Source organism: Leptotrichia sp. oral taxon 215 str. W9775, from assembly GCF_000469505.1.
Lineage (GTDB): Bacteria > Fusobacteriota > Fusobacteriia > Fusobacteriales > Leptotrichiaceae > Leptotrichia_A.
Genome location: NZ_KI272874.1, coordinates 49,185 through 63,272, shown reverse-complemented (window position 1 = coordinate 63,272; position 14,088 = coordinate 49,185). Strand labels below are relative to the sequence as shown.

Annotated in this window: 13 protein-coding genes; 1 reads left to right on the top strand and 12 read right to left on the bottom strand. The window is 32.5% G+C overall.

Annotation, left to right across the window (positions count from 1 at the left end; all coding sequences use genetic code 11):
* Window positions 1-3: 3 nt before the first annotated feature.
* From HMPREF1984_RS10470 to HMPREF1984_RS10415, 12 genes are read right to left on the bottom strand one after another with little or no spacing between them, the layout of a single operon-like run.
* Entirely contained in the window at window positions 4-1,113 is a 1,110-nt protein-coding gene (locus tag HMPREF1984_RS10470; protein ID WP_021767978.1) for an RnfABCDGE type electron transport complex subunit D, read from the bottom strand.
* Window positions 1,113-2,432 carry an electron transport complex subunit RsxC gene (gene rsxC / locus HMPREF1984_RS10465; RefSeq protein WP_051314519.1) on the bottom strand — a complete coding sequence of 440 codons (1,320 nt, stop codon included), beginning with the start codon at window positions 2,430-2,432 and terminating at the stop codon, window positions 1,113-1,115. The genes HMPREF1984_RS10470 and rsxC overlap by 1 nt, the downstream gene beginning before the upstream one ends.
* 35 nt (window positions 2,433-2,467) lie before the next feature.
* Window positions 2,468-3,472 carry an FAD:protein FMN transferase gene (locus HMPREF1984_RS10460; RefSeq protein ID WP_021767976.1) on the bottom strand — a complete coding sequence of 335 codons (1,005 nt, stop codon included), beginning with the start codon at window positions 3,470-3,472 and terminating at the stop codon, window positions 2,468-2,470.
* A 10-nt stretch (window positions 3,473-3,482) separates the two neighbouring features.
* Complete coding sequence (locus HMPREF1984_RS10455) at window positions 3,483-3,971, bottom strand: hypothetical protein (protein ID WP_021767975.1); 489 nt, start codon at window positions 3,969-3,971, stop codon at window positions 3,483-3,485.
* 19 nt (window positions 3,972-3,990) lie between these two features.
* Window positions 3,991-5,739 carry an ABC transporter ATP-binding protein gene (locus HMPREF1984_RS10450; RefSeq protein WP_021767974.1) on the bottom strand — a complete coding sequence of 583 codons (1,749 nt, stop codon included), beginning with the start codon at window positions 5,737-5,739 and terminating at the stop codon, window positions 3,991-3,993.
* A 22-nt stretch (window positions 5,740-5,761) separates the two neighbouring features.
* A complete protein-coding gene (locus HMPREF1984_RS10445; RefSeq protein WP_021767973.1) occupies window positions 5,762-6,817 on the bottom strand; it encodes a polysaccharide deacetylase family protein in 1,056 nt (351 codons plus the stop codon).
* Between the two features lies 1 nt (window position 6,818).
* Entirely contained in the window at window positions 6,819-7,538 is a 720-nt protein-coding gene (locus HMPREF1984_RS10440; RefSeq protein WP_232219710.1) for a glycosyltransferase, read from the bottom strand.
* 37 nt (window positions 7,539-7,575) lie between these two features.
* Window positions 7,576-8,307 carry a glycosyltransferase gene (locus HMPREF1984_RS10435; RefSeq protein ID WP_021767971.1) on the bottom strand — a complete coding sequence of 244 codons (732 nt, stop codon included), beginning with the start codon at window positions 8,305-8,307 and terminating at the stop codon, window positions 7,576-7,578.
* Window positions 8,300-9,850, bottom strand: coding sequence for a glycosyltransferase (locus HMPREF1984_RS10430; RefSeq protein WP_021767970.1), 1,551 nt, complete (start codon window positions 9,848-9,850; stop codon window positions 8,300-8,302). Before HMPREF1984_RS10430 ends, HMPREF1984_RS10435 begins: the two co-directional genes overlap by 8 nt.
* Before the next feature lie 11 nt (window positions 9,851-9,861).
* On the bottom strand, window positions 9,862-10,641 hold the full coding sequence (locus HMPREF1984_RS10425; RefSeq protein ID WP_021767969.1) for a glycosyltransferase family 32 protein: 780 nt from the start codon (window positions 10,639-10,641) through the stop codon (window positions 9,862-9,864).
* 4 nt (window positions 10,642-10,645) lie between these two features.
* Window positions 10,646-11,665: a glycosyltransferase gene (locus tag HMPREF1984_RS10420; RefSeq protein WP_021767968.1), complete on the bottom strand. Its 1,020-nt coding sequence runs from the start codon at window positions 11,663-11,665 to the stop codon at window positions 10,646-10,648.
* A gap of 22 nt (window positions 11,666-11,687) precedes the next feature.
* Window positions 11,688-12,650, bottom strand: coding sequence for a glycosyltransferase (locus tag HMPREF1984_RS10415; RefSeq protein WP_051314515.1), 963 nt, complete (start codon window positions 12,648-12,650; stop codon window positions 11,688-11,690).
* A gap of 121 nt (window positions 12,651-12,771) precedes the next feature.
* Here HMPREF1984_RS10415 and HMPREF1984_RS10410 point away from each other — a divergent pair, with 121 nt between their 5' ends.
* Window positions 12,772-14,022, top strand: coding sequence for an O-antigen ligase (locus HMPREF1984_RS10410; RefSeq protein WP_021767966.1), 1,251 nt, complete (start codon window positions 12,772-12,774; stop codon window positions 14,020-14,022).
* The last annotated feature ends 66 nt before the right edge of the window (window positions 14,023-14,088 follow it).

Below are 14,088 nucleotides of genomic sequence, written 5' to 3'. Positions count from 1 at the left end.
AATTTACTGAATTTCTTTTGAGCGTATTAACATTACTGTTGTATAAATTATATAGATAAACACAAGATATCTTATCAGTCCAAAACGATGAATAAGTGAAACCAGTATAGTAACTCCTATTATTGCAAAAGCATATATTACTCCTCTTCCTATCTTTTCTCCCTGAACCTCTTCTGCATCTTCTCCAAACATTAATGGTGTAAAAGTTTCATTTATTATAGGTACAAATCCATTTAGGACAAGTATTGCATATGAAAGGGCTTCATTTCTGATTTTAAATACCCAGAATACAAAAACTACTATTCCCATCATGATTCCGTAATAAATTTTCCCATGTGGAGTTGACGAGCTTGTAGGCATATCTGTTGCCATGTATATTCCACAAAGCATAAGTCCACCTAATGAAATACCTGCATTTATACCTGTAAATCTTGAAATCATCATTCCTACAAAAACTGTAATAAATAAAGTTACAGGAATGTGCCAGGAAATTCTGTCCCTATAAATAAGATATACTCCTCCAAGAACTAGAAGAAGGACTGAATATTCCCCAATTGCACCTGATGATTTTAATATAAGTGAATCAAGGTTATTAAAAAATGAAAAATTTCCTAAAAATCCAAACAGCTTTGCTCCTGTTACCTGCATCGCTTCCTCATTATACCAAATTGTACCTGAAGCCATCACTGTACTGAAAAATACAGTCATGAATTCCCTTCCAACTATGGCAGGGTTAAATCTGTTTCTTCCAAGTCCGCTGTATATGAGCTTTCCAAATATTATAGCCATCGCACCGCCAAATGCAACCACATAAAGAGGTGTGAAAGGGGCTAGCATCAGTGCAAGCAGTATTCCTGTCACTACTGCCGATAAATTTAATATTGAATCGTATTTCTTAAAAAATATTGCAGAAAATAAAAACTCTGTTACTACGGCTGAAACTACTGATGTTAAAATAACAAGCAGAGGATAAAGTCCATAAACTGCTCCACTTGCAAGTATAGCAGGCAGTAATGCTATTATTACATCTCCCATTACCTTAGGAACACTGTCCTTTACTCTAATATGAGGAGTGTAACGTTTTATTATTGTATTCTCCATTGTTTTTTCCATTATTTCATTTCCCCCGTTTCTCTAAGCTTTTCTTTTCCTTCCTTTATACTCTTTATTAAAGGTACTCTTGACGGACACACATACTCACAAGCACCGCATTCTATACAGTTATCCAGATGATATACGGTAACAAGTTTTTCATACTGTTCCTTTCTGTAACTTTCTGCAAATTTCATAGGCATCAGTCCCATTGGACACACATCTACGCAATATCCGCATGAAATACAGTTTTCCCTCTTTACTGAATCAATATCCTTAGAAAGAAATAAAATTCCTGATGTTCCCTTTACAACAGGAGTTGATGTTTCAGTAACTTCTTCCCCCATCATCGGTCCTCCAAATACAATTTTTGCATTGTCTTCAGGGTTTAACTGCTCTATTATATGACTTAAAGGCGTTCCTACTTTTAAAAGATAGTTTCCTTTTGTTTTCACTTTTTCCCCTGATACAGTTACAACTCTTTCAACCAGAGGTTTCCCTTCTGTAAAGGCATCATACATTGATTTTACTGTTCCGACATTACTTACTATTATTCCATGATTTCCAGGTATCTCACTCTTCTTTATTTCCTTTCCTGTAACACTTCTTATAAGCTGAAGCTCACTTCCCTGAGGATATGCTGTCGGTAATACCTGAATCTTTACATTAAACAGCCTGCTCTGTTTAATAATAACTTCAATATGTTCTGCAATATCTATATTTTTCTCTTCTATACCTATTACAACTTCCCTAGGTCTTAGAAGTTTTTCAGCAATTTTTATTCCTCCCAGCAAATCTTCCACATAATTTGACATTATTGTGTAGTCTGCTGTAAGGTATGGCTCACATTCAGCTCCGTTTACTATAAATGTATCTATCTTTTTATATCCTATATCATATTTCACATATGTAGGAAACTGGGCTCCTCCTTCTCCTACAATACCTGCTTCCTTTATAATTTCAAGTATTTCATCCCTTCTGAATGTTCCGACTTCCTCTATTCTTCTTTTTTCAGTTTCAATTTCCTTATACTTAAAATCATTTTTTATTACTACCGTTTTTACTTTTTTTCCGTTAGCAGCAGGCTTTTCTATGATTTCTGTAACTTTTCCGGAAACAGGTGAATGTACCATTGAAGAAACTTTTCCGGAAACTTCACCTATTTTTTCGTAACGGTGTATATAATCACCTACTTTTACTGTTTCCTTCGCCACCTGTCCTATATGTTGGGATAACGGAACATAAAAAAACTCAGGATCCTTCATTGTTGTGAGTCCTATTTTTTTAGTAACATGTTTCATTGATTCGATTTTCATTTTTTCGCTTATTATATTTTTCATTTTACTAATTCCTTTTCTCTCCGTTTTATATTCCATTATTCATTTATAACGTATTTTAAAAATCCTTCTGAATAATGAATTTTTCCATTTTCATCTATCATGTATCCTTCTACCTTTATTTCCCTGTTCAGCTTAGCCAGTATTTCAAAAAACTTTTCAGGAGTCTGGTTATAAAGTCCCGTAGAAATTATATCTCCTGTAAAAGCTTCCTTCGTAACTATTCCTATTTGTTTATTTTTTCCTGGATAGCCTGTTTTTGGGCTCAGTATATGTCCATATTTCTGATTGTCTATTTCTACAAAGGTATTTCCCTGATTTGAAGTGGAATAGGATTCGTCTGAAATTTTTATATCAAATAAATCTTCATCATTTTTTTCTTTATAGCTGTCTAATAATATCTGAGTTACATAACCTTCTATGCTTTTTTCTGATATTTTTTCCTTTTCAGGATTTTCAACGCCAACTATCCATGCATCATCTTCCAGTTCATTAACTGCCACTATGCTACTTCCTCCTGCATTTATAATTACATCATCTATTCCTCTTCTTTTCATTTCCTTTACCAGTTTATCTACGGCATAGGATTTGATGAAAGAGCCGGTTATGATTTCCTGGCCGGCATCTATTTTCACCCTTTTTCTTTCACTGTCAATTACTATTTTTTTATAATCAATCAGTTTACCTGTTTCTTCAATTTCTTTCTTTTCAGGTATTCTAATATCTGATTTCTTATAAAAGCCCCAAAGTTTTATTAACGGCATTATTGTAATGTCATACTCACCATTCATCATATCTGAAAAATGAACAACCCTTTCAAGAATTTCAATCATTTCTTCATTTACTTCTACAAAATTTCCGCTATTTTTATTTATCCTGTCAATAAAAGAATTTTCAGAGTAGGAATTGTATTTTTCATTTACATCTTCAAGTATACCATACAGCTCATCAAAAACTGTTTCTGAATAATATTCTTCAGGTATTTTTATTTTTATGTTTGTATGAAATAAAAACCTGGTCTGAACTTTGTAATTTCTACTCATTTTCCCTCACCTAGTTATTATTGCTACTTGATGAAGATTTTTCTTTTGCCTCAGGCTCTGATTTTGTTTCAACCTTTTTAGGAGCTTCTACCTTAGTTTCTGTCTTAGGTGTTTCCTTTACTGGAGCTACTTCTGCAGGAGCATTCTCCTTAACCTGAGAATTTGACTGTACTGCTTTCTGAGTCTTTTTACTCTTCTTTTGAGACTGCTTGCTGTTATTATGTGCATTTGGATCTGCAGCAGGCTGCCCCTGTGCCGCACCTTCAACAGGTGGTGTAACCACTACTGGCTGAGTTTGCGGTGTATTTTGTGCCTGTCCGTTATTTTCCACTGCCACTGCCACTGCATCAGCTTTTTTATTTTCCTTTTTATCAGTTTCTGTTTCTTTGCTTTCAGCAACTGTACTTTTATTTGACTTATTTCCTGTCATGTTAAAACTTCCAAATGCAACCAGTGAGATTGCCCCTAGAAATAATAATATCTTTTTTGCATTTTTCATCTATTTTCCTCCTGAATTTTTAATTTTTAAAACTTTTATTGTATAACGATTTGTATATACCATCTTTATCAAGTAACTCTTCGTGGCTTCCCACTTCCTTAATTTCCCCCTGCTGAATAACAACTATCTTGTCACTGTTTATTATTGTAGAAAGTCTGTGTGCAATAACAAAAGTTGTTTTTCCCTTCATAAGTTTTTCTAGTGCATCCTGAACAAGCTGTTCAGATTCATTATCAAGGGCACTTGTAGCCTCATCCAGAATAAGTATCTGAGGATTTTCAAGTATTGCTCTTGCTATTGATATTCTCTGTTTCTGACCACCTGACAGTTTTACTCCTCTTTCCCCAATTTCAGTTTCATATCCCTGTTCAAGTTTTTCTATAAATTCATGTGCATTGGCTTTTTTTGCGGCTTCTATAACTTCCTCAGCAGAAGCCTTTTGGTTTCCATATTTTATATTTTCAAGTACTGTTCCTCCAAATAGGAATGTTTCCTGTGGAACAATTCCTATTTTTTTACGCAGGCTCTTTATTTTATAGTTTTTTACATTTATTCCGTCTATTGTTATCATTCCTGCATCAACATCAAAAAATCTCGGTATAAGATTTACTAAAGTGGACTTTCCTCCACCTGAATTTCCTACAAGAGCAACTGTTTCTCCCTTTTTTGCAACCAGATTTATATTTTTCAGAATCTTTTCATCATTATCTTTATAACGGAAATCAACATTTTCAAATGTTATATCACTTCTAAATTCTTCAAAATTAACACAGTCAGGCGCATCCGCTATTTCAGGAACAACATCCAGAATTTCAAATATTCTTCCTATTGAAGGGATGTTCATGCTTATTTCATTGTATCTGCTCATAGCTCTCTTGACTGGAGTATACATTGAAGAAATCGCTCCTACTATAGTTATAAAGTCTCCTGTAGTAAAATGATTTCCCCTCAGAACCCTGAATCCTCCAAACATAAGAAGCATTGCTACCATTATATAGTTAATGGCTTCTGAAATTGCACTTGATTTCGATGTATATCTGGCACTTTTCAATGCCACTTTCTTTAATTCAGTACTTTTTTTCTTAAAATCCCTTACTTCTTCTTTTTCCATTGCAAAAGCTTTTATTACCCTTATTCCAGACAATGTTTCCTGTAATTTTGAATTTAACGTACCTGTTGCTTCCTGTCTTGCTTTTCCTGACATCTTTAATTTTTTTGAATATCTTTTCACTGTAACGATTAAAATAGGTGCAACAACTAAAACTCCAAGTGTCAGCTTCCAATCAATATAAAAAGCCGCAGCTAAACAGAAAATTGCTTTAAATGCTTCTGAAAACATGTTAAAACTTTCTATTATTAGATAATTTACATTACTTGGGTCATTTAAGACTTTTACCATTAACTCCCCTACTTTAGTTCTGGAAAAATATTCCATATCAAGTGATTGTATTTTAACGTATAAATCATCAGTTATATTTTTATAAATTGATGATGATATAACTGCTGAAAGAACTCCATTCCAATAAATTAAAACTGCTCCTATTACCGCAAGGCAGATCATTCCTCCTGCCGCATAAAGTATATCTTTTTCATTACTTCCTAAAATTCCTGCATCCACCAGTCTCTTTATAAGACCAAGAGGTGAAATTGAAACAGCAGATGAAACTAGTGCTAAAAGCATATTAAGTACTATTAGCAAATAGTATTTCTTTATATATTTCTTCAGCTTCTTTACCATTAAGAAATCTTCACTTTTCAGTATTTTCATTGTTTTATCCCTTCTCTATTTACTATCCTTTATTGTACACGGATTTCAATTTTTTTTCAAATAAATTATAGTCCTTTATCCTGTCGCCATTTATACGGTAAATTTTTTCAGGATTCAGTTTTACACCACTTGCATTTCCTGAAGTCATCACAAAGGACTTTATTCCTAATTTTTTTATTTTCTCCACATTTCCTTTATAGGCATGACCCCATGGATATGAAAGAAATTCTGCTTTCTTATTTAATTTTTCCTCTATAAGCCTTTTATTTTCACTTATTTCAAACTCCACTCTTTTTTCAAATTCCTCATCTGAAATTTCTTCAAAAAATTCCTTTTTCTGCTCCTTAAACAGTTTATTCAGAAATATTTTCTGTTCTTTGGAAGATTTTTCTTTAAATTCTTCAGAATTTACAATTTTCCTATACTTATCCATAAATCCTTCCTTCAGTTTCATACCCTTTATGGAAATCTGGCTTCTTATTTTAAATACAGGAAGTCCTGTAAAATCTAAATCCCTGAAATCCTTTATTTCAGTCTTTTCCTTCTTTGAAAGGCCTTCCCTGAAAATAGAAAAATATTCCCTTTTTACAAAATCCCCTTCCGTCTTTTCAAAAAATCCTTTTATTTCAGCTTTTCTTATTGTCGGATAATGGGAATGTGTATGAAGCTGAAAATCCACAAGACCGCTTTCATACATTTCCTTTATTTCATCCCAGTCCAGGTAATCCCTGTCATTTCCAATATAGGCTGTATTGAGGAAAATTGTAGCTTTTATATTGTATTTCTTCAGGATTGGAAAAGCTTTAGTATAGTTATTTTTATATCCGTCATCAAAAGTGACAAGTATGCTTTTCTCATCAAGAATATAGTTCATTTCTTCAAGTTCTTCCATTTTATATGTTTTCATGTCTTTTATGTATTCCATATGCTTTTCAAATTCTTCTTCTGATATTATTCCTTCAGTTTTTTCATTGAAAACATTATGATACATAAGACAGGCCACTGATTTTTTCCTGTATATATAATGAAAATACAAAAAAATCAGAACTGCAGCCAATCCTGCTAATAGTAAGTACATTTTATTTTACCTTTCCAAATAATTTTAAAAATGTATATCTTATTTTTTTTACCATTCTGTCTATTTTAAAGTCGAGGATACTATTTTTTCCTTTTCTGCTGAAATGTACATGTCTCTTGTCTCCAATATGCTCCACATACTTTTCCTTAAAATAGATAGTTCTGTAATTTCTGTCCTTATAAAATTTTGATAGCTCCATTTCATAAAGCTTATCCTTCAGTTTTTCATGAGATCCAAACAGATCATGGTCAGATTTCCTTCTAAGTCCCGGATTATATGTATAGATTTCTTCATTTACTTCATAAAATCTCTCTCCGTCTTTTGAAACATACTCCTCCTTCATGAAAAAGTCTTCCTTAAAGTCCTTTTTGCTACGTAATCCCACAGTAAGCAGTTTTGGGTCTTCCTTAAGAAGTTTCATTGATTTCTCTATGAAACCTTCCTTCAAAAATTCCCAGTCATCCTCACAATGAAATATATATTCGGTATCTACTTCGTTGTAGGCCTTATCTATTGATTTCAGCTGACCTTCCCTTGTTTCGTTTATTATCAGGCAGAAATTATATTTATTTTCATATTGAGAAATAAGATTTTCCAGTTTCTTTCCTTCTGTACTGTCTTCTGTTATTATTATCTTTTTTATCGGATAAGTGTTTTTTTCAAAGAAACTGTCCAGAGTCCTCTTAAGCAAGTCGAATCTTCCGCAACTTGTTATTACCAAAGTAACTTCCTCCATAATTTTATCCTTTCCCGGCAGTTTATTTTACTTTTCCAAATAATTTTAAAAATGTATATCTTATTTTTTTCACCATTCTGTCTATTTTAAAATCAAGAACGCTATTTTTTCCCCTTTTGCTGAAGTGGACATGTCTTTTATTTCCTATATGTTCCACAAAGGGATTTACAAAGGAAATCATTTTAAATCCCCTGTCCTTGTAAAATTTTGACAGTTCCGCCTCCCACAGTTTCCCTTCTAGCTTTTCATGGGAACCGAACAGGTCACACACATCCTTTCTTCTAAGTCCCGGATTATATGTAAATACATCTTCCAGTATTTCAAAGTATTCCTCTCCATTGGATGCCTTGTAGTTTTCCTTGGAAATAGGAATTCCCGAGCAGTCTTCCCTGGATCTTAAACCAACTACTGCTATTTTAGGGTCTTCTTTAAGCATATCCATGGATTTTTCTATAAATCCTTTTCTTAAAAATTCCCAGTCATCCTCACAGTGAAATACATATTCTGTCTTTACTTCCTTATAAGCCTTGTCAATGGACTTTATCTGTCCTATTCTCGTTTCATTCACTATTAATTTAAAATTCTGATCCTTATATTTTGAGACCAGCTTTTCCAGTTTTTTTCCTTCTGTACTGTCTTCGGTTATTATCACTTCTTTTATTGGATAAGTGTTATACTTGAAAAAACTGTCTAAAGTTCTTTCCAGCAAATCAAACCTTCCACAACTTGTTATTACTAAACTGACATCATTCATGACTATCCAGCCCTTTCTCTGCTTTTTTCTTCTCCTCTTTTATTACTCTGGCTAAAAATTCATCATTTTCAGCTAACCCGCTCCTATCATTTTCCTTATGGTAGATATGATAAGTCAGCCCGCCAAATTTAAGCTTCTTTTTACCTATGCCACTATTAAAAAGTCTGACTGCGATTTCACTGTCTTCACGCCCCCAGCCCTGAATTTTTTCTTCAAAACCGTTTACCTTTACTAAATCTTCCCTAAAGAAGGACATGTTGCACCCTCTTATTCCGGAAAGCTTTTTATCCTTTTTAGTAACAATTTTTGAAAGCAGCTTATTTCTTATTGTATTTGCCTTATTTTTATATCCCTTTTCAAATAGCACTTTTGGAAATTCAGGCAATTTCCCCTTCAATATTTTTTTAGATTCTTCTTCAGATATTATTACTCTTGAACCTTGGATAAAATATCCCTTTTCCATATTTTCAATATGATCCTGTATAAAATGTCTTTCCAGAATCAAATCTCCGTCTATTATTATGACATATTTTCCTGTTGCTTTTGCTATCGCCTTGTTTCTTGACATTGAAAGCCTGAATCCGTCATCTTCCTGCCAGGAATGTATTATTTTCACATTTGGATTACTGTCCTTTATTTTCTTGACAAGATTTACAGTTTCCTCACGTGAACCGTCATCAGCCACTATTATTTCCTTTGGAAGGGCAGTCTGTCTTAATACACTGTTAAGACATATTTCCAACGCCTGTGGCCAGTTATATGTTGTAACAATGAGGGAAGTATCCTTTCCCAATGTTTTAAAATACTGCTCCCTTAATTTAGTATATTTTGTCATAGTGTAAATTGAGCTGTACTTTGCCAGAAGATATCCTTCATATCCGTCAAGAAATCCAAGCTGCAGAATATACATCCTTATAAATCTGAACAGCATTTTTGAGTAAATCTTTACAATTCCTGATTTCTTGTGTTCCTTCATATACTGTGTGGCACTTTCGGAAGTGTATCTGTTAAGTTTTTCCAGAAACTGCTCTATATTGTCATAAGTATAATGAATTATGAGTTCATTTATTTTTCCTGTTCTGCTATTTTCAGCTATTTCATATTTTTCATGAACTTCCCTGTCGCTTATTGTGACTTTTCCTTTTTTCCAGAGCCTGATTACATAATCATCCCAGCCACCATGCTTTATTTCCTTACCAAAGCATATGTTTCTCAATTTTATCTTATATACATCAGAATCTGAATTTCCATTTATTATATCCCTTATTTTTTCCTTCAGTTCTGCTGATATGACTTCATCTGCATCTATTAAAAGAATCCAGTCACCGCTACATTTTTCAAGTACCGAATTTTTCTGTGGACCGTACCCCTTCCATTTTTCAACAAAAACTTCTGCTCCTTTGGACTTTGCAATTTCCACTGTCCTGTCAGAACTTTCACTGTCCACAACTATTATTTCATCCGCTATTTCCCTTACAGAATCCAGTGTCTTTCCCACTCTGTTTTCTTCGTTATATGTTATTATCCCTACTGATAATTTCATCGGATTTCCCCTTAATTTTTATTTTTTGCCTTCCTGTTTCTAAAATCATCTCTTATTATCTGAAAATATATCCCTATTTTCTTTATACATTTTTTTATTCCTTTAAGATGTTTTGTCTTCAGATATAAAAACGGTCTGCTTCCCTTCCATGAATGGTGCCACCAGTGAATTGCATATGTATCTTCCTTTATCATGCTTTCACTGAATTTCTGATTAGGAAGGAAAGGATAGAAATATTCCTTTCTGTAAATATATATTCCGTTTTCATTATTTTTTATTTCATTTTTTGAAAAATCACACATAAAATAGCTTTTAAGTACATACTTTGTTATCTGAGGTAAAGTAAATAAAGGACTTGCGTATATTTCATTATCATAAAAATTTATCATTTTTTGCAGAAATTCACTTTTAGCCGCCACTCCGAAAAGTCCCATTCCTATTCCGTCATCACTTTCGTATCCTGTGAAAAATTCTACATTTTCATTTTCAAACAGAGGAGAAAAATCCTTTACTATTTCCATATCTGTATCCAGATATATCCCGCCATGTTCATATAAATAATGTATTCTCACATAATCAGCAATGTAAGCCCAAAGATTTCTTTTATAGCACTCCCTCAGGAAACTATTTTTTTCTATATGTTTTTCCAAATCAAAGTTTTTTTCATTTATTTCAACAATTTCATAATCCGGCATTTTCTCCTGCCATGATTTCAGACACTTGTGAAAAATTTCAGGCTTTTCATCATTTCCTATCCAGACATAATGAAGCCTTTTAGGTATCTGTGTCATACATTTATCCTCTTTTCACTTTAAACTTGTTTCTGATTTTTTTCAGAAAATTTCCTCCTGTGTAAAATATTCCTCCTGTATAGTACAATATATACAGTTCCACATTCTCAAATTTTTTTGATTTTATCTTGAAAAGATAATCTTTGCAGTCTTTCCTGAATTGACGGTATATTTTTTTAAATACGTCATTTCTTCCACACTGGACAGATTTTCTCATTGAGCTTTTGTAGTATCTTTTTATCATGTAAAATATTATTTCTTTTGTTTCAGAGTTCTTTTCATTTCTGTATCTTTTAATAAGCTCCTTAGCATTTTCAAAAATATCTTCTGCATGGGTTATATTCAGTACAGACATTATACTTCCGCTTCTAGCCCTGTAATATCCGAATATTTCATCAGTTATTTTAAGCTTTTCCGCATGATAGAACACATCTATCGAAAACACTTCATCTTCATTGGACTTTCTGCCTGCCGGAAAATAAATACCGTTATCTGTAAGAAGTTTTCTGCTGTACAGATATATCGGAAGCCTTACATTCCAGAATTTTCCCCTGATTGACTTTATCATGTATTCCTTCCCTGACACTACTTTACCAATAAGTTCCCTCGGAATTCTCTCATCCAGAACTTCTTCCTTTGTAAATTCGCTGTAAGCTTTTTCCTTTCCGACTACAATGTCTATTTTTTCTCCATTTTTATAGTCATTTTCAAGCTCTTTTATTATTTTCTCAAATGAAACCGTATCAATCCAGTCATCACTGTCAAGAAAATATATATAGTCTCCTGTACTGGCTTTAATTCCTGTATTTCTGGCGGCACTTGCCCCCTGATTTTTCTGTGTTATGACTTTTATTCTATCATTCTTTTCAGTATATTCTTCAAGTATATCCTTTGAGCTGTCAGTAGAGCCGTCATTTACCGCTATTATTTCAGTTTCAATATCTTTTATGGCTGTTACACTTTCGATACACTGCTTTATGTATTTTTCTGTATTATATACAGGTATTATAATACTTAATTTCATTTGAAACTCCTTTTGAAAATATTTATGAAGATTTTATTTTTTTAATCTTCTTGTCTATGCTTTTCTTTATTCTTGTTACTATTTTTTTCAATTTATTTTCACCATGTTCAGAAAGAAATTTACTGTAATTTTTTCTAAAAATGGCATTTTCCTCTTTATAATCCTTAGAATGTTTTATTATAATCTTATAGAGCCTGTGAATTTCATCTTCCAGCAGCTTTTTTGTCCTGCTGTCTTTTTCAGCAATCATAAAATCATAAATTTCATTTATATTTTTTTCCATATCCTGATAGTTTTTCAGGGATTTTGTTGACATGATGCTGTTTTCACGCTGCAAATAGTTATAATAATAAATTCCATAAAATCTCACTTTTGATGCCTTTAAAAGAGTTTCAGCTGTAAAAATCTCATCTTCATGCATTCTGCCCTTCTTAAAAAATATGCCGTTTTCCAGCAGAAATTCCCTCCTGAAAATATCATCCCATACTTCCGGTCCATGCATGTCGTTCCTGTACATTATATCAAAATATTCTTTTCCTGTTCTTATTTCTCCCTTATCATAATTTCTTATTTCTGTCACACATTCAAGTTCAGTTCCGTTATTTTTCTCAATAATCTTTTTATATCTTCCTATTCCAATGTCTACCTTGTCTTCTATAACTTCATTTATAAACTTTTCATAATTTTCCGTATCCACAAAATCATCACTGTCTATAAAGGAAATATATTCTCCTTTTGCTGCTTTAAGACCATTATTTCTGGCTTCGCTCAGTCCCTGATTTTCCTGGGATATGATTATTATATTTTCATTTTTGTGATTTTCCTTAAATCTTTCCACTATTTCAAGTGAGCTGTCTTTAGTTCCGTCATTTACTACTATAATTTCATTTTCTATCCTCAGTCCGCACAATGACTCCAGACACTTTTCCACATATTTTTCCACGTTGTATACAGGTACGATTATACTCAATTTTAAAGCCGACATTTTCATCCTCTTCATTTTTTCAATTTATTTTATATATTATATCATAAAATCAAATAAATATTCCAAAAATATCTTTTATATGATAAAATTTATAAAATAAATAAAATCAGGAGCTTGATATATGAAAAAATTGAATTTAACAGGGTATTTCCTTACACTTCTGTTTCCAGTTATGTTATTTTTATCGTATAAAGGGGAACAGACTCTCAGTTATCTGATAATGCTAATATTTTTACTCAGCATGTTGTTCAGGAAAAATAGAAGTGCCCTAAAAACTTTAGTTGATGGAAAAATAGCGGCAGGGTTATTAATCTTTGTCCTTTCACCCTTTATAATTTCCCTTTTAAGTGGTGGAATAGTTTCAAGGGTGGACAGCAACCACTACTTATACTGGTTAATATTTTTCCCGTTAGTTTTTTACATAGACAATGAAAATAAATTATGGAATTTTATAAAAGCTTTCCTTGCAGGGGGAACAATTTCACTGATTATAACTTTAGTAATTTTTATAAAAAATTATGAGGAATGGGCTCATCCGAAAGGTTTTGAATATCCGAGAATATTTTTTGCCCTTCAGACTCAGGATTTTGCAAACATTATGTCTATTCTGCTGTTATTCCTGCTGTCATTTATTCTGTTTTACAGAAATGAAGATAAAGGAAAAAATACATGGATAAAATTATTTCTTACAGGAGTTTTTCTGCTTGATTTATTTATAATCATAGCAAACAGGTCAAAAATGGTGTATGTATCACTTTTTTTGCCTTTAATATATATTCTGTATAAAAGGAACAAGGTTTACATTCTAGGATTTATTGCAGCTTCTGTCAGCGGATTTTTCCTTCTGCCAAAATCAATTACCGATAGATTGCAGTACATTATCAAATATAAGCAGGATCCTTCAAGCTACCTGCGTGTAATGTTCTGGGATGCGGCTATTTCTTCATTCAAAAAAAGTCCAATATTCGGTATGGCCACAAAGGAAAGAATTGCCTTCAATATGAATCATTTCAAGGAAAAGGGTGTTTTAAACTATATTGAAACTAACTATGGTCTTGATCCTGTAGGAATTACAAATACACACAACATGTATCTTCACCATATTGCAAATTATGGAATTGCAGGAGTTATCCCGTTAGTTTACTTTCTGTTTGTTATTATTCCTTTAAGACTTGTAAAGCTTAATTTCAAAAAAACAAAGAATAGAGTTCATTCAGGGTATATTGCCCTTGAGATAGGACTGAAATCTTCTTATATAGCTTACCTTATTCAGGGACTGACAGAGTATAACCTTAATAAAAAACCAATGATTTTCACCCTTGCAATAATGCTTGCAATACTGAATTTTATGTATAAAAAGCTGAAAAAATAATATTAAAAGCACATCCGACAGAATTTTTTCTGGAACAGATGTGCTTTTTTTGTCACTATTACTTTA

Bases quoted from the DNA above. Each gene is read 5' to 3' on its own strand.
- HMPREF1984_RS10430 (WP_021767970.1), bottom strand. From the start codon at position 9,850: ATGAAATTATCAGTAGGGATAATAACATATAACGAAGAAAACAGAGTG.
- HMPREF1984_RS10435 (WP_021767971.1), bottom strand. From the start codon at position 8,307: ATGAATGATGTCAGTTTAGTAATAACAAGTTGTGGAAGGTTTGATTTG.
- HMPREF1984_RS10415 (WP_051314515.1), bottom strand. From the start codon at position 12,650: ATGTCGGCTTTAAAATTGAGTATAATCGTACCTGTATACAACGTGGAA.
- HMPREF1984_RS10455 (WP_021767975.1), bottom strand. From the start codon at position 3,971: ATGAAAAATGCAAAAAAGATATTATTATTTCTAGGGGCAATCTCACTG.
- HMPREF1984_RS10470 (WP_021767978.1), bottom strand. From the start codon at position 1,113: ATGGAAAAAACAATGGAGAATACAATAATAAAACGTTACACTCCTCAT.
- HMPREF1984_RS10410 (WP_021767966.1), top strand. From the start codon at position 12,772: ATGAAAAAATTGAATTTAACAGGGTATTTCCTTACACTTCTGTTTCCA.
- HMPREF1984_RS10450 (WP_021767974.1), bottom strand. From the start codon at position 5,739: ATGAAAATACTGAAAAGTGAAGATTTCTTAATGGTAAAGAAGCTGAAG.
- rsxC (WP_051314519.1), bottom strand. From the start codon at position 2,432: ATGAAAAATATAATAAGCGAAAAAATGAAAATCGAATCAATGAAACAT.
- HMPREF1984_RS10445 (WP_021767973.1), bottom strand. From the start codon at position 6,817: ATGTACTTACTATTAGCAGGATTGGCTGCAGTTCTGATTTTTTTGTAT.
- HMPREF1984_RS10425 (WP_021767969.1), bottom strand. From the start codon at position 10,641: ATGACACAGATACCTAAAAGGCTTCATTATGTCTGGATAGGAAATGAT.
- HMPREF1984_RS10420 (WP_021767968.1), bottom strand. From the start codon at position 11,665: ATGAAATTAAGTATTATAATACCTGTATATAATACAGAAAAATACATA.
- HMPREF1984_RS10460 (WP_021767976.1), bottom strand. From the start codon at position 3,472: ATGAGTAGAAATTACAAAGTTCAGACCAGGTTTTTATTTCATACAAAC.